Origin of the sequence: Novosphingobium rhizovicinum (genome assembly GCF_040813635.1) — a bacterium.
Classification (GTDB): domain Bacteria; phylum Pseudomonadota; class Alphaproteobacteria; order Sphingomonadales; family Sphingomonadaceae; genus Novosphingobium; species Novosphingobium rhizovicinum.
In genome coordinates, this window is sequence record NZ_JBFNXR010000035.1 from 12,204 (window position 1) to 36,633 (window position 24,430).

The following is a 24,430-nucleotide window of genomic DNA, read 5'->3' on the forward strand; positions in this document are numbered from 1 at the left end:
CGATGAGAACTCGCCAGAACCTCTATCTCGACCGCGAGATCGGCGATGCACTCGAAGCGCTGGCTGCGGGGAGCCGCGGCAACAAGAGCCGGCTGGTCAACGATGCGCTTCGCGATTGGCTTGCGCGCCGCGCCACGAAAGAGATCGACGATCTGCTCAAGCTCCGGCTCGATCGTATGTCGAGGGATATTGCCGGTGCCCGGCGCGATATCGACGTCCTGCTCGAGAGCCTCTCGCTCTTCGTCCGCTACCAGTTGATGGTGACGGCGACCTTGCCCGAGGCCGATGCGGTCAGCCAAGCGATCGGGCGCGACAGGTTCGAAGCCTTCGTTGCGCAGGTCGGCAGGCGGATCGCCTCGGGAAAACGCACCTTAGGACCAACCGAGCGGAGTGGGGGCGCGGCATGACCGTCGGGCGCCTCGATACGACGACCGGCGCCGCAACCGTGCAGGCGCGACGTCGCACCATGCTGCGCACCGCCATGGGGCCGGCGATCGGGGCGGCACTCTCGGATCCCCGTGTCATCGAGATCATGGTCAATCCCGACGGAGCGCTACGCGTTGACATCCTCGGGGAGGGGCGGGTCGATACCGCCGTCCGGCTCGATCCGGCGCAGGTCGAGCGGATCGTTCGGCTGGTTGCCTCGCATGCTCGCGCAGAAATCCACGGCGAGCGACCCATTATCTCGGCCGAACTGCCACCCCATGGCGTGGGCGCTGGTGAACGATTCGAGGGATTGCTGCCGCCTGTTTCCACCGCCCCCTGCTTCTCCATCCGCAAACCGGCGGCCCGCATCTACACCCTGGCCGACTATGTCGCCGACTGCATCATGACGGTCGACATTGCGCGGCAGCTTTCATCCGGGGTTGCGGAGCGACGCAATATCTTGGTGGCCGGCGGGACTAGTTCGGGCAAGACGACGCTTGCCAATGCTCTTCTTGCCGAAATGGCTCATCTCGATGAGCGCGTCATCCTGATCGAGGATACACGCGAACTTCAGTCGCCCGCGCCCGACACGGTTGCTCTGCGCACACGGGCGGGGAGCGTCACCATGGGCGACCTCGTGCGCTCGACGTTGCGCCTGCGACCAGACCGCATCATCGTTGGCGAGGTGCGCGGGCCTGAAGCGCTCGACATGCTGAAGGCCTGGAACACCGGTCATCCCGGCGGGATCGCCACCGTTCACGCAAACAGCGCAGCATCGGCTCTCTACCGGATCGAGCAACTCATACAGGAGGCGGTGGTCACCGTGCCGCGTCGGCTGATCGCCGATGCCGTCGACCTCATCGTCTTCATCGCCGGGCGCGGCACCGCGCGCCGCGTTGCGGGCATTGCCCGGGTCGCCGGGCTCGATGCGCAAGGCAACTACGCCCTCGTCAATCTTATCCCTGACACCTCACCCAACCTCTGAAGGAGACTGAATATGCGTGCCATGCTCTTCCCTATTCGCTTCCTCGCCGGCGGGCTCGCCCTTGGGCTTACCCTTGCGATCACCGGCACCGCACATGCCAGCGGCTCTGGCATGCCATGGGAACAGCCGCTCCAGCAGGTGCTGGAATCGGTACAGGGGCCGGTCGCCAAGATCGTGGCTGTAATCATCATCATCGTCACGGGCCTGACGCTGGCGTTCGGCGAGAGTGCCGGCGGCTTCCGTCGGCTGATTCAGATCGTCTTTGGCCTGTCGATCGCCTTTGCTGCCAGCTCGTTCTTCCTCTCCTTCTTCAGCTTCGGCGGCGGAGCGCTGGTGTCATGAGCCACATCGCGGGCTTCGAGGCGCCAATCCACGCCAGCCTGGGATCGCCGATACTGCTCGGCGGTGCACCGCGTGCGATCGCGATCGTCCACGGCACGATCGCCGCGGCACTCGGCCTCGGCCTGCAGCAATGGCTGGTCGGGATTGGCCTTTGGGCGGTCGGCCACAGTTTGGCGGTGTTCGCCGCACGCCGCGACGCGGATTTCGCGCCGGTTCTGCTTCGCCACCTGCGCCAGAAAGGTCATCTGGCATGCTGAATCTTTCCGAATATCGCTCGCGGACCGATCGGCTGGCCGATCATTTGCCCTGGGCCGCGCTGGTCGCACCCGGCGTCGTCCTCAACAAGGATGGCAGCTTCCAGCGCTCCTTCGCGTTTCGTGGGCCGGACCTCGAAAGCGCGACCGAAGCTGAACTGGTGGGCGCCTGCGCCCGGGCCAACAATGTCCTTAAGCGACTGGGCTCGGGCTGGGCGCTCTTCTTCGAGGCTGAACGGCGGGAGGCGCTGGGTTATCCCGATAGCGGCTTTCCCGACGCGGCCTCCTGGTTGGTCGATCAGGAGCGGCGCGCCGCCTTCAAAGCGACGGGCCAGCATTTCGAGAGCCTGTTCCTCGGCACGCTGGTCTGGCTGCCTCCCGCCGACAGCAGTGATACGGCAGGACGGACACTGGTCGACAGGCCCGAACAGGATGGTCGCCGCGACTGGCGCGCCAGTCTCACCGGTTTCGTGGCCGAGACGGATCGGGTGCTCGACCTGCTCGCAAGCTTCATGCCGCATGTGCATCCGCTCAGCGACGGCGAGACGCTGACATATCTTCATGGCACGATTTCGGGGCAGCGGCACGCAGTTGCGGTGCCGGAGACGCCACTCTATCTCGACGCGATACTGGCCCATACGCCGCTCACCGGAGGGCTTGAGCCCAAGCTGGGCGAAGCGCACTTGCGCACCTTGACGGTGCTGGGCTTCCCCAACCTCAGCCGGCCCGGCATTCTCGACGCGCTCAATCATCAGGATTTCAGCTATCGCTGGGTAACGCGCTTCATCGCGCTCGACAAGGCGGACGCCACCAAGGTTCTCACGCGCATTCGGCGGCAGTGGTTCAACAAGCGCAAGTCCATCACTGCGCTGCTGCGCGAGGTGATGTACAACCAGCCCGCCCAGCTTCTCGACAGCGATGCCGACAACAAAGTGGTCGACGCGGACCTGGCCCTCCAGGCGCTGGGCGGCGATCATGTCGCCTTCGGCTATCTGACCACCACCATTACCGTCATGGACCGCGACAGGGCGCGAGCGGATGAGAAGGTCCGCGCCGTGGAACGCGTGGTGAACGGCCTCGGCTTCACCGCGAAGCGCGAGAGTCTCAATGCAGTCGAAGCCTGGCTATCGTCGCTGCCGGGCCAGGCCTATGCCAACGTCCGCCAGCCGCTGGTGCATACCCTCAATCTGGCTCACCTCATGCCGCTGTCGTCGGTTTGGGCTGGCCCTGAAGCGAACCGGCATCTCGCCGGGCCGCCCTTGCTCCATGCCCAGACCAGCGGATCGACGCCGTTCCGTCTGTCGACCCATGTGGGGGACGTCGGGCACATGCTCGTCGTCGGCCCGACTGGCGCCGGCAAGTCGGTGCTGCTTGCACTGATCGCGCTCCAGTTCCGGCGCTACCGCCACGCGCAGCTCTACATTTTCGATAAGGGCTGGTCCTCCCGGGCTGTAGTGCTGGCGATGGGCGGCGCGCATCATGCTTTGGGTGCGGATGGCGGCGACACGCTGTCTTTCCAGCCGCTGCGCGCGATCGACCGGGCTGATGAGCGCAGCTGGGCGGCGGAATGGATCACAAGCCTTCTCGCGCACGAGAAGGTACTTGTCACGCCGGAGGTCAAGGACGCGGTCTGGTCGGCGCTCGGCAGCCTGGCCTCGGCGCCCGTACAGGAGCGCACGCTGACCGGCCTTGCCATGCTGCTGCAGTCGAATGCGCTGCGCACTGCTCTGGCCGCCTATACGCTCGATGGCCCCCATGGCCGCCTGCTCGACGCCGCCGAACAGCACCTGATGCTGTCCGACGTCCAGTGTTTCGAGACCGAGGCGCTGATGGGCCAAGCGAGCGTCGTCGCGCCGGTGCTCACCTATCTCTTCCACCGGCTGGAAGAACGCTTCGATGGACGCCCGACGCTGCTCATCCTCGACGAGGCCTGGATCTTCCTCGACCATCCGCTCTTCGCCGCCCGCATCCGCGAATGGCTCAAGACCCTTCGCAAGAAGAATGTCGCAGTGCTGTTTGCAACCCAGAGCCTGGCCGACATCGCGGACTCCAGCATCGCCCCTGCCATCATCGAGAGCTGCCCGCAGCGTATCCTTCTTCCCAACGACCGAGCTATCGAGCCGCAGGGGAGGGCTGCCTATGCGCGGTTCGGCCTCAACAATCGTCAGATCGAGCTGATCAGCCGCGCGACCCCGAAGCGGCATTATTATCTGCAATCCGCTCGTGGCAACCGCCTGTTCGAGCTGGGCCTTGGGCCGATCGCGCTCGCGCTGTGCGGTGCTTCCGATCCCGCCACCCAAGCGCGGATCGACGTGATCCTCGCCGAGCACGGCACCGAAGAATTCACGGCACGCTTCCTCGAACAGGCCGGCCTCGGCTGGGCCGCGTCGCTCCTCCCCCAATTTTCCGAGTTTTTCGCTGACCTGAAGGAGTAAAGTGATGGCTGTATTCTTCCCTCGCAATTCCGGTGCCGCTGGCGGCCGCTATCTGAGCGCGGGTGCACTTGGTCTCGCTGCCATAACCCTCGGCGCGGCCTCTGCCATACTGCCCGTCTCGCCCGCCCAGGCGGTCGTCGTCTTCGATCCCAGCAACTACAGCCAGAACATCCTGACCGCCGCACGGACGCTCCAGCAGATCAACAATCAGATCCGCTCGCTTCAGAATCAGGCCCAGAGCCTTGTCAATGAAGCGAAAAATCTGAGCACCATCAGGTTTCCCGAAATCCAGGCGATCACTCAGACCTTGCAGCAGATCGACCAGCTGATGGCGCAGGCGCGAGGCATCCAATTCCGCGTTGCCGGTCTCGACCAGCAGTTCGGCGGGCTCTTTCCGACTGATTTCAACCGGGCGCTGACGCTGAACCAACAGGTCATCGCGGCAAGGGCGCGTCTGGAATCGCAGATGGATGCTTACCGCCAGACGATGGGCGTGCAGGCGAAGGTGGTCGAGAATGTCGAGGTGGATGCCCGGACGCTCAGCGCCATCGTCGGGCGCAGCCAAAATGCCGAGGGCGCACTCCAGGTCGGCCAGGCCACAAACCAGCTCCTGGCGCTGACCGCCAAGCAGCAGTTCCAGATCCAGAGCTTGATGGCCGCGCAATATCGCGCGCAGGCGATGGAACAGGCGCGCGCCCTGCAGGCGCAAGTGGATGCGCGCACAGCCACCACCCGGTTTCTGGGTTCCGACTCGGCTTACACACCTCAATAGGCCGGTGCCGCCCCGGCGCAGCCGCGGTTCGCGCCTCGCTGCTGCCGTCCACTGCGCGAGGTTCGGTTCAGCTCTCCCGGCCGGATCTCGCGCGGACCATTTGCCAGGACGATCACACATGAACGACCTCAATGTCATCGACCAATTCCTTCAGACCTTTATCCGCTATATCGACACCGGGTTCGGGCTGCTGGGCGGTGACGTCGCCTTTCTCACCACGACACTGATCGGCATCGACATCACGCTTGCCGGCCTGTTCTGGGCCATGGGCGGCGAGGACAATGTGATCGGCCGCTTCCTGCGCAAGATTCTCTATGTCGGTGCGTTCGCCTTCATCCTGAATCGGTTCTCCACCCTTGGCGACATCATCTTCCGCTCCTTTGCGGCCGCGGGGCTGACCGCGGGAGGAGGGACTCTTTCCGCCGATGACCTGCTGAAGCCCGGCCGCCTGGCAGGTACCGGTTTTACCGCAGCCTGGCCACTACTTGAGCAGGTCTCGAAGCTGCTCGGCTTCACCACCTTCTTCGACAACTTCCTCACGATCGTGGTGCTGCTGTTTGCCTGGGCGATCGTGATCATCGCCTTCTTCATCCTCGCGGTGCAAATGTTCGTCACCATCGTCGAGTTCAAATTGACGACCCTCGCCGGCTTCGTTCTCGTGCCCTTCGCCTTGTGGAACCGGACCAGTTTCCTGGCCGAGCGCGTGCTGGGAAGCGTGGTCTCCTCCGGCATCAAGGTCATGGTGCTGGCGGTCATCGTCGGCATTGGCGCCAATTTCTTCGACGAGTTCACGGCCGCGCTGCAGGGCCAGGAGCCCGACATAGGTCAGGCCATGAGCCTAGTGCTCGCTTCTCTGACCTTGTTCGGCCTGGGCATCTTCGCTCCGGCCATTGCCTCGGGTCTGGTCGCAGGTGCACCGCAGCTGGGTGCCGGGGCCGCCCTGGGCACGACGGTCGGCGCGGCGGGCGTGGGCGCTCTCGGCGGCGGCGCTGCGGCAGGCGCGGCTCGCGCCGCTAGCGGCGCTGCGCTTGGTACTCTTCGTGCCGGTACGACGATGGGCGCGGCAGCATCGGCCTCCTACCAGCTTGGCCAGAGCGCGTCGGGTTCTTCGAGCGTCGGCGCCGGTATCGGCGGCATGGCACAGGCTGCCGGCAACGCGGCTCGCCAGAGGGCTGCCGCCGCAATCGCCGTTGGCGCGGCCGCCGAGCGCGGTCGCGACGCCGCCTGGGCCGCGTTTACCCGGAGCGGCACGACTGCATCAGCCCCAGACACTCAGGGTGATGCTGCGCCGGCTTGGGCGCAGTCACTGCGCCGCCAGCAGGATGCCCGCCACCACCGCCACGCCGCGCTCCAGACGCTGAAGGAAGGCGACCGCGGCGGAGCATCAGCCACCCCCGACCTTAAGGAAAAGGACGATTGAGCCATGGTCTTCAAGCGCGCGGTCCAGCGCTATGGACATACCCCTCAGCCTGAAACCCCCTATCAGCGTGCCGGCCAGCTCTGGGACGAGCGGATCGGATCGGCGCGGGTCCAGGCCAGGAACTGGCGGCTGATGGCGTTTGGGACACTGACGCTCAGTTGCGCCATGGCGGGCGCGCTGGTCTGGCAGTCGCTGCAAAGCCGGGTGACGCCCTATGTGGTCGAGGTCGACCGGCTTGGCGAAACACGAGCCGTGAGAGAGGCCGAACGCGCCTTTACCCCCACCGATCCGCAGATCGCCTGGCATCTGGCCAAGTTCATCGAACATGTGCGTTCGGTTTCACTCGATCCCGTGTTGATGCGGCGCGACTGGCTGGCGGCCTATGACTTCACTAGCGAGCGCAGCGCCCGCTTTTTAAGTGATTATGCCCGGACCGCCGACCCGTTCGCCCGCATCGGCGAGCGCACTGTCTCGGTGCAGGTGACAAGCGTCGTTCGCGCCTCCGACCGCTCCTTTCAGGTCAAATGGACCGAGACTGTCTATGAGCGGGGCAGCGAGGCTGGGTCATCGCAATGGACCGGCATCCTGACAATCGTCACGCGACAGCCCGCATCGGCGGATACGCTGCGCAAGAACCCGCTGGCATCTATGTCGATGCGATCGACTGGAGCCGCGAACTCGATCCCCAAACGCCGGCGGCAAGCCCGCGCACACCAGCGCCTCCGGCCAATCTTCCCCTCGGCTCGCCTCTCGACCCGGCTCTCGGCAGGCAGCCGGGCGCCCGACCCACCGTCCAACTGGAGAATCAGTCATGACACGTTTTCATGCCGTCCTGCCGACCTTTGGCGCATGCCTTCTGCTTGCCGCCCCCATGGCCTCCGCATCGCCGCAGTCTGCGAGCGCCGAACGCCAGCTTGCCATCGTTTCGGCCGCCAACCGGAGCGCAACAGTCGGGCCGGATGCACGACGTTTCGTCAGCGGCGTGCAGGTCTATCCCTTCTCCGATGGCGCGCTCTATCATGTCATCACTGCGCCCGAGCGCGTGACCGACATTGCCCTGCAGCCCGGCGAGACACTCGTCGCCGTCGCGAGCGGGGACACGGTACGCTGGGTGATCGGCGATACAACGAGCGGATCGGGCACGGACAAGCGCACCCATGTGCTGGTAAAGCCGTTCAGCGCGGGCCTTTCAACCAACCTGGTCATCACGACCGATCGCAGAAGCTATCATGTTGCGCTGACCAGCGTGCCACGCACCGCGATGGTGGCGCTGTCTTGGAGCTATCCGCAAGACGCACTGCTCGCAATGAAGCGAGAGGCGGTCGCAGCGGAGGCAGCGTCGCCGGTAGCGGCGGGCATCGCGCTCGAGGCGCTCCACTTCAATTATGCGATATCAGGTGACCGGCCAGCGTGGCGTCCGCTTCGAGCGTTCGACGATGGCCGGCAGACTTTCATTGAATTCCCGACTTCGCTTGCTGTCGGCGAGGCGCCGCCGGTCTTCCTCCTTGGTGAGAAGGGCGAGGCCCAGCTCGTCAATTATCGCCTCAAGGGGCGTTTCTACGTCGTGGACCGGATCTTCGACGCTGCTGAACTTCGCCTCGGCACCAAGCGCCAGCAGATCGTGCGGATCAGCCGCGTAGCCGGGGATCGGAGGGGCTCATGAGCAAGGAGCCGGAAGGCGCGGATACGTCCGCCGCTGCACCAGCCACCCCGCCTAAGGTCGATCCAGAGACCCTTGCGTTGCGCGCGAAGCCGGCGCGGGCGATCCGGTTCAAGCGGGGCGCCGTCGTCGCGATTGCTGCTGTTGGCTCGATCGGCGTGGCCGCGACCGCCTGGTTCGCCTTGCAGCCGGCATCACTGCATCTGGCGGGGCAAGCGGACAATCAGACAGCGGCCGCCAAAGCTCCCGCTGACACACTCAACGTCCTGCCCGGAAGCTATGGCGAAGTGCCGCAACTCGGTCCGCCGCTGCCCGGTGATCTCGGCCGCCCTATTCTTGAACATCAGCGGGCCGTGGCCACCGAACCCATCGCGGCGGAGGCAGCGCCAGTGCAAGCCGTCGATGCCGAGCGTGAGCGGCGGGCGACCGAACGCAAGGCGGCACGAGAGTCAGGACTGCTGGTTCAATCCGGGAATCGTGCCGCGGCCTCCATTCCCGCCGAAGCCGTGCCGATCCCGGCTTCTCCAGCTCCGGCAGACGCTGCGCAGATCGCACTCGACCCCGATCGCGATCCTAACGCGCAGGCGCGCAAGGCCGAGTTCATCGCCACGCCTGACCGTGCAAGCGACCTCAATCCACATGGGCTGGTGCCGGCGGCATCGTCCAACATGCTTTCCGCCGGCAGCGTGATCGCTGCAAGCCTCATCACTGGCCTGAGGTCTGATCTTCCCGGCCTCGTCATTGCCCAGGTGACCGAACGCGTATTCGACAGCGCCACGGGCACGATCCTGCTCATCCCGCAGGGCGCGCGGCTGATCGGCAGTTACGACAGCGTCGTGGCCTTCGGGCAGAAGCGTGCACTGATCGTCTGGCAGCGGATCATCTTGCCTGATGGGAGCTCGATCCGGCTCGACAATGTCCCGGCGACCGATCCTGCCGGCTACGCCGGCCTTGCCGACAAGGTCGACTTTCATACCTGGACGCTGCTGAAGGGCGCCGCAACCTCGACGCTGCTGGGCGCGGGTGCCAATCTGCCCTTCTCGGGCGAGAGCGATCTCGTTCAGGCGATCCGGGAATCGACCCAGCAAAATGTCTCGCGCGCCGGTGACCAGCTCACCTCGCGCAATCTCCAGATCCAGCCGACGATCACCATCCGGCCCGGTGCTTCGGTGCGGCTCGTCGTGCACCGCGACCTCGTTCTGGCACCCTGGAAGCAATAGGAGCCCTTCGATGCCACAACTCGAGCTTGCCCGCATGCCGGACCGCACGCCAGTGAAGTTGACGGTCATGGTGATGCCCGACCTGCACCTTGCGCTCAGCGACTATGCGCGCATCTATGCTGACACCTACGGTCGCGAGGAACCAATCGCCGAACTGATTCCCGCCATTTTGTCCGCCTTCCTCGACAGCGATCGAGGCTTCGTCCGTGCTCGCGAAGCGCTTGCCCGCGAGAGGGCGAAATGAACGCGCCACGTAATGGATCCGATCGGCTCTTGCGGATTGACGAGGTGAAGCTGCGTGTGGGCTTAGGTAAGACTATGATCTACCGGCTCGTAGGGCAGGCTCGGTTCCCTCCGCCTTACAAGCTCTCACCTTTCGCCTCGCGCTGGAGCGAGCGCGAGATCGTCGAATGGATCGCCCCCGTCAAGGATGGCTTTGAGGGCAAGAAGCGGCGATGGTAGTGTCTCAGCGCGAATAAAAGCCACCTTTGCATCAGCTTGATGCCACCCGAAAGTTTCGGGGCAGGGGAGGGGGCATTCGCCTGCTCGGCATCGGCTCTCCTACCGCGACTCAAGGCCTGATGGCCTTGGGCTCGATGCATCGTGCGTTAGTGTCGCGTTATGACGGGAATTTTCGGTCTCGGCTATAGGTTGGCCAGCAACAGGTCCTGCAAGGAAGGCCTGGGCGCCTGGGCCGGTCAGTACTTGCTGCAGCTGACCGCGGCGGGACCGCCTCGGCTGGACCTCTGCGGCGGCGAGTTGCACGCCGCGTCGCCCGCACTTGTACTCTGGCGGATGGCTTGCCAGAAGCGCGCATGCTTCAAAACGCGAGGAGATCTTAGTGGCGGATCGGCCGGGCGGCGGTGGCGTGGCCGCGGTCGATCGCGCGTTCGCGATCGTTGCAGCCGTTGCCGAGGAGATCGAGCCGATCTCGCTTGCCCGGATTGCCGCGGCGACAGGCTTTTACAAAAGCACGGTGCTTCGCTTGCTCGCTTCGATCGAGGCTGCGGGTTACGTGTCGCGTCTCGCGGATGGCCGGTATGCAATCGGACCTGCCGCACAACGGCTTGGCACCGCTTACGAGAGGTCGAACCCGTTCCGCAATTACGTTCAGCCAGTGCTGAAGGCCCTTGTTGACGAAGGGAGCGAAAGTGCGTCGTTTCATGTGCGGTGCGGGCCCGACCGGCGACTTTGTCTCTTTCGCGTCGACTCCCGGCACCCGACACTCGACAGGATCAACCCGGGCGACGTGCTGCCACTCGATCGAGGTGCTGCAGGTCGCGTGCTTGCGGCTTTCGATGAGCCCGGAGACGCCAGGCTTGCGCAGGTGAGGGTGACCTGCTTTGCCCAGTCTCTAGGAGAACGCGAGGTCGGCTGTTCGGGCCTGGCAGCACCGGTGTTCACCGCGGACACGAGATTGGCGGGAGCGCTATCGCTGTCCGGTCCGACGGAGCGGTTTACGCCAGACATGATTGCGACCTGGCGCCCGAGGCTCATCACCGCGGCTGTGGGCCTATCTGGTGTCCTGGGCGGCGACTATCCGGCGACTGCAGGCTAGTTGCGGTCATACCCGCATTGTACGGTGCCGCTCTGCGCCGGCCGTCGTTCAGCCCATCAGGAGCTAGGCCGGAGCCGGTGCGAGACATTCTTGACGGTCGTGTAGCAGTGCAGGCCTTCCATGCCACCTTCACGTCCGTAGCCGCTATCCTTTATGCCGCCGAAGGGGGTCTCCGCGAGCGATGCCACATAGTGGTTTATGGAAAGGTTGCCGCACTGAACTTCGGAACTAATTCGTTCTGCCGCTTGCGCAGAGTCGGTGAACGCGTACGCGGCAAGCCCGAACGGAAGCGAGTTGGCGCGGGCGATCGCATCATCGAGATCGGTGAACGGCTGGATCAGCATCAAGGGGCCAAACGGCTCTTCGTGCATTGCTCGGGCGTTGGCAGGTAAGTCGGCGAGCACCGTCAAGGGGTAGTAGAAGCTGCGCCGTTCAACCTGGCGTCCCCCGGCCAGCAGGCGGGCGCCGCGCGATACCGCATCCTTCACGAGAGCATCGACGGCAGCCAACCGACGCGCGTTTGCCAGTGGCCCTAGCCGGCACGCCGGATCGCGGCCGTCGAGCGGCGCCAGTTCTGCAGCACGGGCTGCCGCTTCCTCGACGAAAGCCTCATAGAGAGAAGCGTGCGCAAAGAAGCGCGTCGGCGCTACGCAGACCTGCCCGGCATTGCGCGCCTTTATCTGCACAGACGCTCGTGCGGTTTCTATAACCGGTGCATCGGCGCAGACGATCACGGGGCTGTGCCCTCCCAATTCCATGATCGCGGGCTTCATGTGCTCACCTGCAAGCGCTGCAAGCCGTTTTCCCACTGGGACCGACCCGGTGAACGTCACCAGGCGAACGGAGCGATGAGCGATCAGCCGCTGCGAGATATGCGCGGGATCGCCGAACAGGATGTTCAGCACGCCAGCAGGGAGGCCTGCGTCCAGAAAGGCGTGAGCGAGCTGGATGGCCCCTGCGGGCGTCTCTTCGGACGGTTTCAGGATGATCGCGCATCCGGCCGAGAGTGCTCCGGCGATCTTCCTGGCCGGTGGGCTGACCGGAAAGTTCCAGGGAGAGAACGCAGCGACGATGCCGATCGGCTCGCGCAGCACGGTGTGGCGTAGCCCCGATTCGGCAGGGATTGTACGACCGTAAAGACGACGACCCTCATTTGCATCCCACTCGATGATCTCGCAGGCGCGTAGAACTTCGGCCTGTGACTGGGCGAGTGGCTTGCCTTGCTCCAGCGTGGAGGCGAGGGCGATGTCTTCGGCGCGCTCTCGCAGCAGGGCTGCGGCCGCGAGGATGACACGAGCTCGTTCGGCCGGGGCAGTCTTTTGCCACACGCGTTGGCCGCGTTCAGCGGCGGCGATTGCGGCATCGATGTCGTTCGATGCGGCCACCGGAACAGCACGCAGAAGCGTCTCGTCGGCGGGGTTCGTAACCGGCGTCTCTTCTGCAGTTTTGCGCCACTCGCCGTCGATTAGCAGCGCAAGCTCCGGATATGCGTGGGTCGTCTCCGGTCTTCTACCGTCCGTTGGTCACATCGGGATTATGGGCTTGTTATGGAGCATCAGCGTGGCTAGGCACAACAATAAAGAGAACTACTGTTCTGCAGAGTAGAACACAGGCGGAGAGGGCAGATGCAAGGAGCGGTGGGCTTCGTCGGACTGGGCGTCATGGGTGAGCCCATGTGCCGCAATCTTGCACGCAAGTGCGGGAGGGCGGTGATCGGCTTTGATCGAGTTCAGGCTCCGCTCGATCGTCTCGCAGCAGATGGCGTGCAAAGCGCTGCAGATCTTCGCGCACTCGCCGCCCAGTGCGCCGTCGTTCTGCTATCATTGCCGAGCGCGGAAGCGCTCGAAGTCGTATGTGCCGGACCCGAAGGGCTGCTAGCGACGATGCGCCCGGGACAGGTGCTGGTCGACATGAGTACGTCGCCTGTCGCTCTTACGAGAGAATTGGCTGCTGCGTTCGAGGCATTGAACGTGCGCTATGCCGACGCTCCGATCGCTCGCACGCGGCAAGCCGCGGAAGACGGGACGCTGGCGATCATGGTCGGGGCGGACGAGGCACTCTTCGCGCAACTTCACCCTCTGCTTGCTTGCATGGGAACCGAGATCACACACTGCGGAACGGTGGGCAGCGGGCAAGTCGTCAAGTTGCTCAACAACATGGTGATGATGGAGACGGTCGTCGCGTTCTCCGAGGCACTGGCGATCGCGCGGCGCGCCGGAGTGGATGGGGCCTTGTTGTTCGACGCCTTCACGAAGAGCTCGGCAGACAGCTTCGCCTTGCGCCATCATGGCATGAAGGCGGTGCTGCCGGACAACTTCCCGGAAAGAGCTTTCTCCGCCATCTATGCCCGCAAGGACCTCGATTACGCGCTCGCGCTCGCAGGCGATACCGGAGTGAGAGCGGAAGGAGCCAAGCTCGCGGACCGGCTGCTCGCGGCTACTATAGAGCGCGGCGATGGGGATCGCTACTGGCCCGTGGTTTCCCGCGTGATCGACCAAGCGAGGTGAGGGTGCGCTGGTCTCTTGTTATCTCTCGTTGCGCTGTTGGCCGCGCGTGAGCGGACGTTCCGACTTGGACGTGCTCGTTGTTGGTGGTGGCAACGCTGCCTTGTGCGCGGCGATTGCTGCATGCCGAGCCGGCGCTTCGGTGCTGGTGCTTGAAGGCGCGCCTCGGTTCTATCGCGGAGGCAACACCCGGCACACGCGCAACATGCGTTGCACCCATGACAGTGCGACGGCCTGGCTCACAGGTCCCTACGGCGAGGATGAGTTCTGGGCTGACCTGCTTCAGGTCACCAAGGGCCGGACCGATGAGGAACTGGCCCGCCTGATGATCCGGAAGAGTCGAGATATGCTCGACTGGATCCAGGAGCAGGGGGTTCGGTTCCAGCCCTCGCTCGGAGGAACCCTGAGCCTGGGGCGCACCAACAGCTTCTTCCTAGGAGGCGGGCGCGCCATGCTCAACGCGCTTTACCGGACTGCTCACAAGCTCGGCGTTGCAGTCGAGTACGATGCCGAAGTGATCGACCTGGACATGGCGGGCGGGCGCTTCCGTAGCACCACGGTTCGACGGGCTGATGGGCACTCGACCGTGGCGGCGAGGACGATCGTTGCGGCAGCAGGCGGATTCGAGGCCAATATCGAATGGCTCAAGGAAGGCTGGGGTGAGATTGCCGAGAACTTCCTGATCCGCGGTACGCCTTACAACCGCGGAAGCCTGCTGCGGGTGCTCCTCGACAAGGGGGTCGAGCCGATCGGAGATGTGACCCAGTGCCATGCCGTCGCGATCGACGCCCGTGCGCCCAAGTTCGACGGCGGCATCATCACCCGGCTCGACTGCGTGGTGTTCGGCATCGTCGTCAACAAGCACGGGCAGCGCTTCTACGATGAGGGGGAGGATTTCTGGCCCAAGCGCTACGCGATCTGGGGACGCATGGTCGCTGCGCAGCCCGACCAGATCGCCTACATCATCTTCGACGCTTCCTCGCTGTCGCTGTTCATGCCCTCGCTCTATCCACCGATCTCGGCACCCACGATCGGAGAGCTGGCTAACAAGCTGGAGCTCGACGCCGCGAGCGTGGAGGCGACGGTAAACGCGTTCAATAATGCCGTACAGCCCGGGCGCTTCGATCACACGATCCATGACGGATGCCGCACGAAAGGACTGGAGATCGAGAAGACGAACTGGGCGCGGCGGATCGAGACTGCCCCTTACTACGCCTATCCAGTGCGGCCGGGGATTACCTTCACTTATCTCGGCACGCGGGTGGACCGCCACGCACGCATGAAGATGGTGGATGGCACGATGGCCGAAAACATGTTCGCCGCAGGCGAGATCATGGCCGGCAACGTGCTGGGGCAGGGCTATGCCGCCGGCATCGGCATGACCATCGGCAGCGTATTCGGGAAGATTGCCGGGGAAGGGGCTGCTGCACATGCACGGGCTTGAGCCAATGACATCTGCGTCCCTCCTCGAAGCTGATCGACTGATGACGGTCTGCAATTCGTGCCGGTATTGCGAAGGCCTCTGTGCGGTTTTTCCAGCCATGGAGATGCGCCGCGAATTCCTCGAGGGTGACCTCAATTTCCTGGCGAACCTGTGCCATGGCTGCGGCGCCTGCTACGATGACTGCCAGTTCACGCCCCCTCACGAGTTCGCGGTGAACGTTCCGCAGACGCTCGCGACGGTGCGGCGAGACTCCTACGCCGCCTACGTCTGGCCGCGCGCCTTCGCTGGAGTGTTCGAGCGCAACGGGCTGTTCATCGCTCTGCTGGCCGCAGCATGCGTGACGCTGTTCCTGATCGGTTTCGCCGCTGCCGAGGATCCGACAGCGCTGTTCGCGGTTCATACCGGGCGCGGTGCATTCTACCGAGTGATGCCCCACGGGGCGATGGCCCTGCTGTTCGGTAGCGCCTTCACTTACGCTGTCGTGTCGCTCGCGATGGGCGTTCGCGCGTTTTGGAAAGACATAGACGCGTCCGATCCCCTGCCGGTGGGGTGGCGAAGCGTGTGGCAGGCGATGAAGGATGCCGGTAGCTTGCGCTATCTGGACGGCGGAGGAGTAGGCTGCGTCAACACCGACGAGGAGCCGACCGATACGCGTCGGGTCTATCACCACCTGACGTTTTATGGATTTCTGCTGTGCGTCGCCTCGACTTCGGCAGGGACGCTTTACCACTACCTGCTCGGCAAGGAGGCGCCTTACGCGTGGTACGAACTGCCCGTCCTGCTGGGCACGGTGGGAGGTGTGGGCCTTGTGGTCGGCACCGCCGGATTGCTCGGGGCCAAGCGCCAGCGGCGGCGCGAACTAAGGGATGAAAGCCACCTTGGCATGGACGTGGCGTTCATGGTCATGTTGCTGCTGGTGGGACTGAGTGGGCTGCTGCTCCTGGCCCTGCGCAGCACCGGGGCGATGAGCCTGCTTCTGGCGCTGCACCTTGGGCTGGTCTTCGCCTTCTTCATCACCATGCCCTACGGTCGCTTCGTGCACGGGATCTACCGCTTCATGGCGCTCGTTCGCTATGCTGCGGAGCGCCGCCGCGACGGTTGAAAGTGGTCAGGTCGTAGGGACCGCCGGCGCCGCCAATGCGGCGGCCGCCATCTCAAGGGCGTCGGCGATCGCCGCGCGGTAGTGCTCTTCGGTCTCGATCACCGAGTACGCGGCAATGGCGGCCGCGAGGAAGCCGACGCCAGCGAACTGAACCCGGCGCCAGGCTACCGCTGGTTCTACATGGGAGCAGGCGGCCACGATCAGTTCCAGCGTACGGCGGGTCACGGGCTTGTCGGCATAGACTTCGTCGAGCGGTTCGTAGCCTCGCGGGCTCGTCAGCAAGGTCAAATTGAACTGCGCGAAGACTGCAGGCTCACCCGCCTTCGAGCCATCGAGGATGGGCAGATAGATGACTGCGAACAATTGGCGCAGGCTTATGTCCTCCGTGCCCACCAGTTGCCCCAGGAGCTCCGCCCGGCGAAGCTCCATCTGGGCTGCGCGACGCTCGATCACTGCCCGGATCAGGCCGGCGGCGTCGCCGAAGTGCGACTGGACGGCATAGTTGTTCCGAGTGCCGGCCGCCGCGCTGATCTGGCGCAGTGAGACGCCTTCCAAGCCATGGCGCGCGAACAGGCGCTCGGCAGCGTCGAGTAAATTGGACCTTACGCTGGAGCTGGCCGGGCGGATCGAAGCGGACGTCATCTTGAGCCAATAGGCTTACCGCCACGTTCAAATATAGGCAAGTGACTTGCTTGTGAAGTCACTTGACTTCATGATTGAGCCGCTTCAACTTGTGATCCAAGGTGGTGCGTAAGCGACCGCCGCACGGGAAAGAAGGGGAGGATTTCATGAGGGGAAGGCAGCTCGTCGCCACCGCGCTCGGTGCGCTGGCCTGGTCCATGGCCGGCGGCACGGCTCACGCTCAGGAGGTGCAACAAGAAGGCGCCAGCGCGAACGACGCTCCGCTTGCCGGGGGCGAAATTGTCGTCACGGCTCGGCGCAAGGAAGAAAGCCTGCAGGATGTCCCGGAATTCGTGAACGTGGTGACGACCGAGGCGGTCGAGAAGCTGAAGCTCACGGAGTTTACCGACTTGCAGGCTGTCGTTCCCGGGCTGACGCTTGCGCAGGATGGTAGCGGTACCCAGACCTCCACCTCTCTGCGAGGCGTCACGTTCGACGCCCGCAGCACGGCACCGCCCACCGTCGCAATGTACCTTAACGATGCGCCGGTGCAGTCGCTGTTCCTCTTCGACTCACTGTTCGACATCGGACAGATCGAGGTCCTGCGCGGACCGCAGGGCACCAACCGTGGCGTGTCGGCGCCCTCAGGTGCGATCACGGTCACCACTCGCCGGCCGGACGTCTCGGAATGGGGCGGCTACGCGCAAGGGCAGGTGACCGACCGCCACGGCTACAACCTTCAGGGCGCCGTCAACGTGCCGGTGATCCAGGACGTTCTCGCGGTCCGTGCGGCGGGAGTGGGCGACTGGACCGAGTCCAACAGCGTGCGAAGCATCAACAATTCCGAGCGTCCCGAGCAGCGCACGCTCGCTGGCCGGCTCAGCGTGCTCTTCAACCCCGCACCGGACCTCAGCGCGCAGATCAGCTACACGCACATCGACAAGCGGCAGCATGCCTTCGAACACGTCTCTGGGCCAGGGCAAGGGACTGCTCTCAGTCCGGCCATCCGCGCCAGCGAGCGGAGCTCGGTCCAAGACGAAATTTCCGAAGTCCGGGTCAACCTGGACGTTGTCACCGGACGACTTGAGGTGCCCGTATTAGGTCATCAGCTGACGTATGTGGGCTCTTATCAGGAAGCGCGGACTTTCCTGCTGCAGGACAACGACATCGGGAACGTCCTGCCCGGAGTGCCGCTCGACTACGTGACCGTCTCCAGCAAAGACGAGACCACGCATGAAGTGCGGCTTTCGTCCGAGCCGGCGCCCGGCCGCCTCATCGATTATACAGTGGGTTTCTTCTATGACTGGGCCAAGACGTTTGCCGGCCTGGACAACCCGGGAATTCTGCTGCCCGGCGCTTTCGGCAGCCCCGCCGGCGCACCCAGCCTGGCCTCTTTCAACCCACGTTATCAGATACCGATCCTGGTGGATGTGCCATACCTCTCCGAGGAGACTTCGGTCTTTGCGAACGCCACCTTGCATCTGGGGCCGCGCACCGAGCTGAGCGGGGGCGTGCGCCATATCTGGTCGAAGTTCCAGAGCAGGCTGGAAACGACGCTGGGCGAGGGCACCACCGCGCTACCGCCCGCCTTCATCAACCCGCTGCTTCCCAACTGCGCTGCCGCGCAACTCGGCAGCACCTATCCGGGGTTCTGCGACGTTCCGGTTCCGGCTCAGTCGCTGCCCACCGCCGCGTTCCTGGCGAAGAAGCAGCCGACGATCTACAGCCTCTCGATCCGGCACCGCGTCAGCGACAGCCTGATGATCTATGCGAGCACCGGGACTTCCTATCGTCCGCCGATCGCGAGCCCCGGTCTTCAAGGCGCACTCAACGCGCATCCCGATCCGGTGCTCAACAGCCTCACCTTCCATCCGGCCGAGAACTCGACGAACTATGAGGCTGGCTTCAAGCTCACCTTCCTGGGCGGCCGCGGGCGATTCAACGCCACCGTGTTCCGGCAGACATTCGAGAATCTCACCACGTTCCTTCCCAACATCCTCTATCTCAGCACCGCCAGCGGTCAACCGACCATGGCAAACCTGACCGCCAGCGTAGACGCGAAGGTCACCGGTTTCGAAATCGACGCGGCGGCGCAGTTCGGCCGCTTCGACCTTGGCGCACAGGTCAGCTATGCGGACGGGAAGGTGAAGGGCAGCCAGGTGCCCTGCAACATTGTCGAGAACGGCGCGCCAGTCTTCAACGCCTATGGCCTCATCTCGCTGTGCCCTGGCGGCTCGGTCTCGCGTGACCCCCTGTGGAGCGCAACGTTGAGGGCCGAATATGCGCAGCCGATTGGCAAGGGCGCGAACGGCTTCATCCGTACTCTTGTCTCATACAATGCCAGGAGCAGGAACCGGGTGCAGCCGAACTTGACGGTCGACGCCTATGCGCCCGTCAACCTCTACGTCGGTGTGCGCAGCGAGGACGGCGCGTGGGAGGCCTCTGCTTTCGCCCGCAACCTCTTCTCGGTCGATCGCACGATTGATCGATCGCCGGTTGCCTACGATGCCAACGCATCGCTGGGCACTGCCTTCCCGCAACTGATTCCCGCAGGTGGCTCAGGATACTATGCGACGCTGGTGAACCCGAGGCGCGAGTTCGGGCTGAGCCTCCGCTACGCGTTCGGATCGCGCTGAACTCGCCCCTCGCTCTGCTCGCCAGTGCAACCTGGGAAAAGTCAGGAAAGGGAACAAGATGGATATCGTTGACACACAGGTTCACGTCGGCCGCGGCAAGATCGACGCGACGCTTTGCGCGATGGATGCGCTGGGCATCCGCTCATTGCTCATCGACGAGTTCTGGGGTGAGTTCAGCCAGTCTCATCCCAGCCATATCCAGCCGGGACACCTTCTGCCGAACGGAGCCTGGCGCGCTGCATGGCCGGCCGCTACGGAAGCCAGCCTGCTGCATCCCGACCGCTTAGGCTACCTGGTGCGCATTGACCCGCGCGACCCGGAGCTGGAATGCGTCATGCGGACCGTTGCCTCGTCGCGGGGCGCGCGCGCTTTTCGCCTGCAGCCGGTCTGGACGATGGACGAGGCGCGCAGCTTCGCGGAGGGCTCGCACGATGCCGTTCTGGATCTGGCGCAGGATATCGGGTTGCCGGTCTGCTTCTTCGTTCCCGGATTTGCCGAGGCCATGCCGCGCTACATAAAGCGGTTCCCCAGGCTGACCTTTGTGATCGACCATTGCGGTATGGGATTCCCAACGATTCCGTTCGGCCGACCCGAACAGGATGCCGCAAGAACTCTGGAGCCCGCCTATCTCGACGAAGTGCTGCGGCTTGCCGAATACCCCAACGTGATCCTTAAGTGGAGCCATGCGCAGGATCGCTTTGGCATAGGCGCATATCCCTACGAGCCGTTGCGGCCATATCTCAGGCGCGCCATTACGGCATTCGGAGCCGATCGGCTCATGTGGGCGAGCGACAACACGGTCATGCCCCATCGCACCTGGGCGGACCTGCTTACTTATCTTCGCGACGATCCCGAACTCGAGGCCGAGGAGAAGCGGTGGATCCTGGGCGCGACGGCCCGCAAGGTCCTGCACTGGACCGATGGCGGGACCACGTCCACTGCCTCTTAGCATGGAGGGAAGGCTTCGACGCGTGTCCTGACGATGCGCAAGGTCTTGATGAGCCAGTCGTTGCCGATTTTGACGTAGGTCTCGTGGTAGTGGCCATGCCCGAGCAACTCGCGCACCGGGCCACCCACAGGCATGACCAGCCTGTCGGTCATGGACCAGATCCCGCGTGCCGAACTGGCGTTGTCGATTTCGATTTCGCAGTTCGGCCCGTAGTGGGCACTCACGACGCCGATCTCGGCCAGTCCGTTGCCGGAGTAAGCGGCTCGCCCGCGCATGACCATGCTCAAGGCGGGGAAGTGATCGTGACCGGTAAGCGGGTCCACAAAGCAATCGGTATAATCGAGAACGCAGTCCTCCGCGAGCACACTGCGCACGAGTGCCCCGTCTCCAGTGTCTACACCGCGGAAGTAGCGTGCCTTGAGCAGCTTGATGGCTTCGATGGCTATCAACTTGTGAATCGCGTCCATGATTGCCTTATGTCCTCTCGTGTTCGTGCCGGCAGACGGCGCAGCGTGCCTTGTCGGGCATCCTGACACTTTTGCGAGAGACGCCACAAGACGGTGATCAGCAATGCCCACCGCTGGACAGCTGCTCGTGGTGTGCGTCTGCGCGGCTATAGCCTGGCGCTATGGCACGCGACATCAATTGTCGTATCGTTCTGCTCGCCTCGTGCATAGGAGGTCGGCATTGCAGGGTTTCAAACAAGCGCCGAACCGCGAGGGAACGCTCGCGAACCGGTCGGTAATTGCGGGGATTGGTGATGCAGGCTGACAGTTCAGCGGGCTGGGCAGGGCCCCTTGCGGGTATTCGCGTGCTCGACTTCACGCGCGTGCTCGCGGGGCCGGCAGCTTCGCTCGCGCTGGCGGATCTGGGGGCCGAGATCATCAAGATCGAGCCACCGGGCACCGGAGACGAGACCCGCACGTTTCCACCCATCAAGGATGGCGAGAGTCACTATTTCCTCGGCAGCAACCGAGGCAAGAAGAGTATCGTCATCGACCTCAAGAGCGAGCAGGGGCTCGAGCTTGCACGCGATCTTGCAGCCAAGTGCGACGTCCTGGTCGAGAATTACCGCCCGGGGGTCATGGACAGGCTGGGTCTCGGATACGAGACGCTCTCGCAGATCAACCCGCGGCTGATCTACTGCGCCATTTCCGGCTTCGGCATGACCGGTCCGCTACGCGACCGCCCCTCCTTCGACATTGTCGCGCAGGCGCTTTCGGGCGTGTTGAGCGTGAATGGCGAGCCCGGCCGGCTGCCCGTCAAGCTGGGCCTGCCAATGGGTGATCTGGTCGGTGGCATCAATGGGCCGATCGGCATTCTGGCTGCGCTGCACGAGCGGCATCTGACCGGGCGCGGTCGGCTGATCGACGTGAGCTTGATGGATGGTCTCATCGGTTTGCTCGGCTACATCGCCCAGCTTGCCTTCTTCACCGGCGAGAACCCGGTGCCCCAGGGATCACAGCATCCGAACCTGGTGCCTTATGGAGCTTTTCCGGCCAAGGACGGGGCCATCATCATCGCCTGCCTGACGAACGGGTTTTGGGCGCGCATCTGCGATGCACTCGGCTTTCCGGAGGCGGGCCCCGACCCGGCGTTCGACACCTTGCAGAAGCGGCGTGACATCCGCGAACGCGTGAACGGGATGATCGCCGAGAAAACGCAGCTCTATACGGTCGACGAACTGGTGGATCTGTTCACCGAGCATCAGGTCCCGCACGCACCGATCCTGGGAATCCACGAGGCGCTGATGCAGCCGCAGGCGGTCGCGCGTGAGATGGTGGTGGAGACGGAGCATGAGACCCTCGGCACCATCCCGATCGTGAACCGCCCGATCAAGTTTCCGGGTAACCCTCAGCCCGTGCCGACGGCACCGCCCGCTCTCGGCCAGCACACCGAGGAGATCCTGCGCGATATACTCCACCTCGACCCCGAGCAGATCGCCCAATTGCGAGAGACGCAAGTTATCGCCTGAATGCCTCCATCGGTGCGGTAGCGGGCGCCCGGTGGACCCGAGAGGATGCTACAAGCAAGGGAACCGAATGTGACAGAGCAAGCTGCAACCATCTACAAGATCCTGTTGCCGATGAAGCGCAAGCCGGGGATGAGCACGCAGGAGTTTCGCGATTACTACGAGAACCACCACGCGCCGCTCGCTGCCAAGTACTCGGCGGCGCTCTTGCGCTATGTACGCACGTACCTGGAACCCCATCCCCACCCGGAAACGGGCGAGGCTACCGAGCCGCCGTACGACGTGATCACCGAACTGTGGTTCGACGACGAGGCGACCTATCGTTCGACCCTGCAGTATCTCACGACCACGAAGATGTCGCCCGAGATCGTCGAGGACGAAAAGCGGCTGTTCGATCGCTCGTCGTTCTGCATCCTCACCACGGTCGAGCGCGAAACCGATCTCGACGCGGTGCGTGAAGCGCTGAAATCCTGATCGGCAGGACGTTGAGGGCGGGGGCGCTCTAGGCGGGCGCCCCGTTCAGCTTGGCCATGAGCGGGATCATTGTATCCTGCACGACCAGCGCGTTGAAGTGCTCTGCAATCGAGCAGATCCGCCCCTCGCGGAAGCGGAACGCAAAAACGTAGGTGTTGGCATACCCGGTCCCGTCGACCAGGCGACCAGCGGACCTCACTTCGGCGAGGGCGCGATCGTCCTCGGCGGTTATGGCATCGATCGTGAACGTCAGCGGCTCCGCCACCATGCGCCCCAGCAGTCCGATCACGTTCTGATAGGAGGCCTTGCTCATGGTGCCCTGAGTCGTGCTCCACCCGATCATGTCATCGGTCAGCAGCGCGTCAGGCAATTCACCGTTCGCCAGCGCAGCGAAGAAGGTGCGTACGAGCGCCTTGTGCGCGTCCAGCGGCCTCTCCGCCGCGCCGCAGCGGTGAATGGTGGCGCGCTCCACGCATTGCGCCCGCAGGCGATAGCTTTCTTCGGCGCCCGGCATCGTCGGTTGCGAGAGAAACGCCTGTCCGCTCGGGTACCAAATGCCGAGAGCTTCATGGAAGGCTTCGGGCTCACCCACCATCTGGCCCAGCACCGGGTGCCGCCAGAGGATACGGCCTCCTGAAACCTGCAGCAGTGCAGCGAGTGCATCCATGTAGGCGCGATAGGGAGCGCCATCGGGAAAGCCCGCCTCGGCCTTGTAGGTGTTGAGATTGAGCATGAGCACAGGTCCGTCGCGTCCGGCCTCGGCGTCATGGCGCAAAGCTGCGAGTTCGCTCTCGTTTCGCTTCAGGTGGTCAGGCGACATCGCGGGCTCCCTTGCGTGTCGTGGACGCGGCAGGCGCGCCCCGACGTGTGCTCACAGCACTGGCTTCAAACGATAGGCTCGTCGCCTTCGATCTTCGTGCGGTGCATCATGCGACCGCAGTCGAGCGGATAGTAGGTTGCGCGGTGCAGGCTTCCGGTGTTGTCCCACATCACAAGATCGCCGACCTTCCAGTCGTGGCTGTAGGTGAACTCGGGGCCGGTGGCGAACGAGCGGAGGCGGATCAGCAGTTCCTCACCGTCGAGCGGGTCGTAGTCGAGGATGTTGTGCGCCGAGTTGCCGATCACCAGCGACTTGCGCCCGGACTTGTGTGTCCAGACCAGCGGCAGCTCCTTGCGGCCGACCGCGCGCCATTCCTGCCACTGCTCGTACGTCGGCTCGGGCGTGACGTCGAGCTGGGTGGCGGCGAGTGCGTGCACTGCCCGCAAGTCGGCCACCAGCGCCTTGTCCTCGTCCGACAGCGCTTCGTAAGCGGCGTAAGTGTTCGCGAACTCGGTGCGGCCGGTTCCTGGAGGTGACAGCACCTTGGCCGAAAGCAGGCTGGCGCGGATCGGCATCGGCGACATGAAGCCGTCGAAATGCCAGAAGAACGCGCCCTTCAGGTATTCCGCGGTGGCGTTCTGCTTCTCGTCGAGGCTGACCTTGTAGATCTCCTCGCCGCGCATCTCGCGCGCGAACTTGCCGAGCGTGTTCGTGAAGGCGACGTGCTCTTCATCGTTAAAGTTGATTTCCGGGAATACGAGCACGCCGCGATGTTCCAGGAGGTCCATGATCTCGCCGCCGAGGTCGCCGGCAAGCAGCTCTTCCTTGGAGTTGAG

General features: G+C 64.2%; 24 protein-coding genes and 1 pseudogene. 20 read left to right on the forward strand and 5 right to left on the reverse strand.

The features are described from left to right. The first annotated feature begins 2 nt into the window (after positions 1-2). From ABUH87_RS10680 to ABUH87_RS10740, 13 genes and pseudogenes are all read left to right on the forward strand, one after another. Entirely contained in the window at positions 3-407 is a 405-nt protein-coding gene (locus ABUH87_RS10680; RefSeq protein ID WP_367773391.1) for a CopG family transcriptional regulator, read from the forward strand. Further along, positions 404-1,411, forward strand: coding sequence for a P-type conjugative transfer ATPase TrbB (gene trbB / locus ABUH87_RS10685; protein WP_367773393.1), 1,008 nt, complete (start codon positions 404-406; stop codon positions 1,409-1,411). The genes ABUH87_RS10680 and trbB overlap by 4 nt, the downstream gene beginning before the upstream one ends. Positions 1,412-1,423: 12 nt before the next feature. Then, a complete protein-coding gene (locus tag ABUH87_RS10690) occupies positions 1,424-1,753 on the forward strand; it encodes a TrbC/VirB2 family type IV secretion system protein (protein ID WP_367773395.1) in 330 nt (109 codons plus the stop codon). Then, on the forward strand, positions 1,750-2,010 hold the full coding sequence (locus tag ABUH87_RS10695; protein WP_367773397.1) for a VirB3 family type IV secretion system protein: 261 nt from the start codon (positions 1,750-1,752) through the stop codon (positions 2,008-2,010). Before ABUH87_RS10690 ends, ABUH87_RS10695 begins: the two co-directional genes overlap by 4 nt. Continuing rightward, a complete protein-coding gene (gene trbE / locus ABUH87_RS10700) occupies positions 2,004-4,442 on the forward strand; it encodes a conjugal transfer protein TrbE (protein ID WP_367773399.1) in 2,439 nt (812 codons plus the stop codon). Before ABUH87_RS10695 ends, trbE begins: the two co-directional genes overlap by 7 nt. Before the next feature lie 4 nt (positions 4,443-4,446). Continuing rightward, positions 4,447-5,214 carry a P-type conjugative transfer protein TrbJ gene (gene trbJ / locus ABUH87_RS10705; protein ID WP_367773401.1) on the forward strand — a complete coding sequence of 256 codons (768 nt, stop codon included), beginning with the start codon at positions 4,447-4,449 and terminating at the stop codon, positions 5,212-5,214. Between the two features lie 118 nt (positions 5,215-5,332). Continuing rightward, positions 5,333-6,634, forward strand: a complete 1,302-nt coding sequence (gene trbL, locus ABUH87_RS10710; RefSeq protein ID WP_367773403.1) for a P-type conjugative transfer protein TrbL — start codon at positions 5,333-5,335, stop codon at positions 6,632-6,634. A gap of 3 nt (positions 6,635-6,637) precedes the next feature. Then, a pseudogene (gene trbF, locus ABUH87_RS10715) lies at positions 6,638-7,449 on the forward strand (conjugal transfer protein TrbF). After that, positions 7,446-8,297 (forward strand): P-type conjugative transfer protein TrbG, encoded by an 852-nt coding sequence (gene trbG / locus ABUH87_RS10720; protein WP_419956689.1) that lies wholly within the window; start codon positions 7,446-7,448, stop codon positions 8,295-8,297. The pseudogene trbF and the gene trbG overlap by 4 nt, the downstream one beginning before the upstream one ends. Continuing rightward, positions 8,294-9,514, forward strand: a complete 1,221-nt coding sequence (locus ABUH87_RS10725) for a TraB/TrbI/VirB10 family type IV secretion system protein (protein ID WP_367773405.1) — start codon at positions 8,294-8,296, stop codon at positions 9,512-9,514. The genes trbG and ABUH87_RS10725 overlap by 4 nt, the downstream gene beginning before the upstream one ends. A gap of 10 nt (positions 9,515-9,524) precedes the next feature. Next, the gene (locus ABUH87_RS10730; RefSeq protein WP_367773407.1) at positions 9,525-9,758 is read left to right on the forward strand and encodes a DUF2274 domain-containing protein; all 234 of its coding nucleotides are present in this window, start codon (positions 9,525-9,527) and stop codon (positions 9,756-9,758) included. Further along, positions 9,755-9,976: a helix-turn-helix transcriptional regulator gene (locus tag ABUH87_RS10735; RefSeq protein ID WP_367773411.1), complete on the forward strand. Its 222-nt coding sequence runs from the start codon at positions 9,755-9,757 to the stop codon at positions 9,974-9,976. The genes ABUH87_RS10730 and ABUH87_RS10735 overlap by 4 nt, the downstream gene beginning before the upstream one ends. A 379-nt stretch (positions 9,977-10,355) precedes the next feature. Next, a complete protein-coding gene (locus ABUH87_RS10740; RefSeq protein ID WP_367773413.1) occupies positions 10,356-11,072 on the forward strand; it encodes an IclR family transcriptional regulator in 717 nt (238 codons plus the stop codon). 56 nt (positions 11,073-11,128) lie between these two features. Here ABUH87_RS10740 and ABUH87_RS10745 read toward each other — a convergent pair whose 3' ends face one another. Beyond that, a complete protein-coding gene (locus ABUH87_RS10745; protein WP_367773440.1) occupies positions 11,129-12,544 on the reverse strand; it encodes an NAD-dependent succinate-semialdehyde dehydrogenase in 1,416 nt (471 codons plus the stop codon). Positions 12,545-12,697: 153 nt separating this feature from the next. On the opposite strand from ABUH87_RS10745, the gene ABUH87_RS10750 reads away from it, so the two are divergent. The 3 genes from ABUH87_RS10750 to tcuB are packed head-to-tail and all read left to right on the forward strand — an operon-like array spanning position 12,698 to position 16,122. Further along, the gene (locus tag ABUH87_RS10750; RefSeq protein WP_367773415.1) at positions 12,698-13,579 is read left to right on the forward strand and encodes an NAD(P)-dependent oxidoreductase; all 882 of its coding nucleotides are present in this window, start codon (positions 12,698-12,700) and stop codon (positions 13,577-13,579) included. Between the two features lie 46 nt (positions 13,580-13,625). Further along, the gene (gene tcuA / locus ABUH87_RS10755; RefSeq protein WP_367773417.1) at positions 13,626-15,020 is read left to right on the forward strand and encodes an FAD-dependent tricarballylate dehydrogenase TcuA; all 1,395 of its coding nucleotides are present in this window, start codon (positions 13,626-13,628) and stop codon (positions 15,018-15,020) included. 4 nt (positions 15,021-15,024) lie between these two features. Further along, the gene (gene tcuB / locus ABUH87_RS10760) at positions 15,025-16,122 is read left to right on the forward strand and encodes a tricarballylate utilization 4Fe-4S protein TcuB (RefSeq protein ID WP_367773419.1); all 1,098 of its coding nucleotides are present in this window, start codon (positions 15,025-15,027) and stop codon (positions 16,120-16,122) included. Positions 16,123-16,128: 6 nt separating this feature from the next. On the opposite strand, the gene ABUH87_RS10765 is transcribed toward tcuB, so the two are convergent. Next, positions 16,129-16,764: a TetR/AcrR family transcriptional regulator gene (locus ABUH87_RS10765; RefSeq protein ID WP_367773422.1), complete on the reverse strand. Its 636-nt coding sequence runs from the start codon at positions 16,762-16,764 to the stop codon at positions 16,129-16,131. Between the two features lie 146 nt (positions 16,765-16,910). Between ABUH87_RS10765 and ABUH87_RS10770 the strand changes: the two genes are divergently transcribed. Beyond that, positions 16,911-19,379, forward strand: coding sequence for a TonB-dependent receptor (locus tag ABUH87_RS10770; protein WP_367773424.1), 2,469 nt, complete (start codon positions 16,911-16,913; stop codon positions 19,377-19,379). A gap of 58 nt (positions 19,380-19,437) precedes the next feature. After that, positions 19,438-20,328 carry an amidohydrolase family protein gene (locus tag ABUH87_RS10775; protein ID WP_367773426.1) on the forward strand — a complete coding sequence of 297 codons (891 nt, stop codon included), beginning with the start codon at positions 19,438-19,440 and terminating at the stop codon, positions 20,326-20,328. Here the strand turns inward: ABUH87_RS10775 and ABUH87_RS10780 are convergent. After that, complete coding sequence (locus ABUH87_RS10780) at positions 20,325-20,795, reverse strand: nuclear transport factor 2 family protein (RefSeq protein WP_367773428.1); 471 nt, start codon at positions 20,793-20,795, stop codon at positions 20,325-20,327. The two genes, ABUH87_RS10775 and ABUH87_RS10780, sit on opposite strands and share 4 nt — an antisense overlap. A 293-nt stretch (positions 20,796-21,088) precedes the next feature. Between ABUH87_RS10780 and ABUH87_RS10785 the strand changes: the two genes are divergently transcribed. Both ABUH87_RS10785 and ABUH87_RS10790 read left to right on the forward strand, forming a co-directional pair. Next, on the forward strand, positions 21,089-22,303 hold the full coding sequence (locus ABUH87_RS10785) for a CaiB/BaiF CoA transferase family protein (protein WP_367773430.1): 1,215 nt from the start codon (positions 21,089-21,091) through the stop codon (positions 22,301-22,303). Between the two features lie 69 nt (positions 22,304-22,372). Continuing rightward, complete coding sequence (locus ABUH87_RS10790) at positions 22,373-22,774, forward strand: EthD domain-containing protein (protein WP_367773432.1); 402 nt, start codon at positions 22,373-22,375, stop codon at positions 22,772-22,774. Positions 22,775-22,802: 28 nt separating this feature from the next. On the opposite strand, the gene ABUH87_RS10795 is transcribed toward ABUH87_RS10790, so the two are convergent. Both ABUH87_RS10795 and ABUH87_RS10800 read right to left on the reverse strand, forming a co-directional pair. Then, positions 22,803-23,594, reverse strand: a complete 792-nt coding sequence (locus ABUH87_RS10795) for a nuclear transport factor 2 family protein (RefSeq protein WP_367773434.1) — start codon at positions 23,592-23,594, stop codon at positions 22,803-22,805. 65 nt (positions 23,595-23,659) lie between these two features. Then, positions 23,660-24,430, reverse strand: a 771-nt coding sequence (locus ABUH87_RS10800) for a TauD/TfdA dioxygenase family protein (protein ID WP_367772448.1), incomplete at its 5' end; no start/stop codon positions are given.

Excerpts from the sequence above, each read along its gene's own strand:
- trbL (WP_367773403.1), top strand. The coding sequence starts at position 5,333 with ATGAACGACCTCAATGTCATCGACCAATTCCTTCAGACCTTTATCCGC.
- ABUH87_RS10725 (WP_367773405.1), top strand. The coding sequence starts at position 8,294 with ATGAGCAAGGAGCCGGAAGGCGCGGATACGTCCGCCGCTGCACCAGCC.
- trbE (WP_367773399.1), top strand. The coding sequence starts at position 2,004 with ATGCTGAATCTTTCCGAATATCGCTCGCGGACCGATCGGCTGGCCGAT.
- ABUH87_RS10770 (WP_367773424.1), top strand. The coding sequence starts at position 16,911 with ATGAGGGGAAGGCAGCTCGTCGCCACCGCGCTCGGTGCGCTGGCCTGG.
- ABUH87_RS10690 (WP_367773395.1), top strand. The coding sequence starts at position 1,424 with ATGCGTGCCATGCTCTTCCCTATTCGCTTCCTCGCCGGCGGGCTCGCC.
- ABUH87_RS10785 (WP_367773430.1), top strand. The coding sequence starts at position 21,089 with ATGCAGGCTGACAGTTCAGCGGGCTGGGCAGGGCCCCTTGCGGGTATT.
- ABUH87_RS10765 (WP_367773422.1), bottom strand. The coding sequence starts at position 16,764 with ATGACGTCCGCTTCGATCCGCCCGGCCAGCTCCAGCGTAAGGTCCAAT.
- tcuB (WP_367773419.1), top strand. The coding sequence starts at position 15,025 with ATGACATCTGCGTCCCTCCTCGAAGCTGATCGACTGATGACGGTCTGC.
- ABUH87_RS10775 (WP_367773426.1), top strand. The coding sequence starts at position 19,438 with ATGGATATCGTTGACACACAGGTTCACGTCGGCCGCGGCAAGATCGAC.
- ABUH87_RS10750 (WP_367773415.1), top strand. The coding sequence starts at position 12,698 with ATGCAAGGAGCGGTGGGCTTCGTCGGACTGGGCGTCATGGGTGAGCCC.
- ABUH87_RS10735 (WP_367773411.1), top strand. The coding sequence starts at position 9,755 with ATGAACGCGCCACGTAATGGATCCGATCGGCTCTTGCGGATTGACGAG.
- trbG (WP_419956689.1), top strand. The coding sequence starts at position 7,446 with ATGACACGTTTTCATGCCGTCCTGCCGACCTTTGGCGCATGCCTTCTG.
- ABUH87_RS10695 (WP_367773397.1), top strand. The coding sequence starts at position 1,750 with ATGAGCCACATCGCGGGCTTCGAGGCGCCAATCCACGCCAGCCTGGGA.
- trbJ (WP_367773401.1), top strand. The coding sequence starts at position 4,447 with ATGGCTGTATTCTTCCCTCGCAATTCCGGTGCCGCTGGCGGCCGCTAT.
- ABUH87_RS10730 (WP_367773407.1), top strand. The coding sequence starts at position 9,525 with ATGCCACAACTCGAGCTTGCCCGCATGCCGGACCGCACGCCAGTGAAG.
- trbB (WP_367773393.1), top strand. The coding sequence starts at position 404 with ATGACCGTCGGGCGCCTCGATACGACGACCGGCGCCGCAACCGTGCAG.
- ABUH87_RS10680 (WP_367773391.1), top strand. The coding sequence starts at position 3 with ATGAGAACTCGCCAGAACCTCTATCTCGACCGCGAGATCGGCGATGCA.
- ABUH87_RS10795 (WP_367773434.1), bottom strand. The coding sequence starts at position 23,594 with ATGTCGCCTGACCACCTGAAGCGAAACGAGAGCGAACTCGCAGCTTTG.
- ABUH87_RS10780 (WP_367773428.1), bottom strand. The coding sequence starts at position 20,795 with ATGGACGCGATTCACAAGTTGATAGCCATCGAAGCCATCAAGCTGCTC.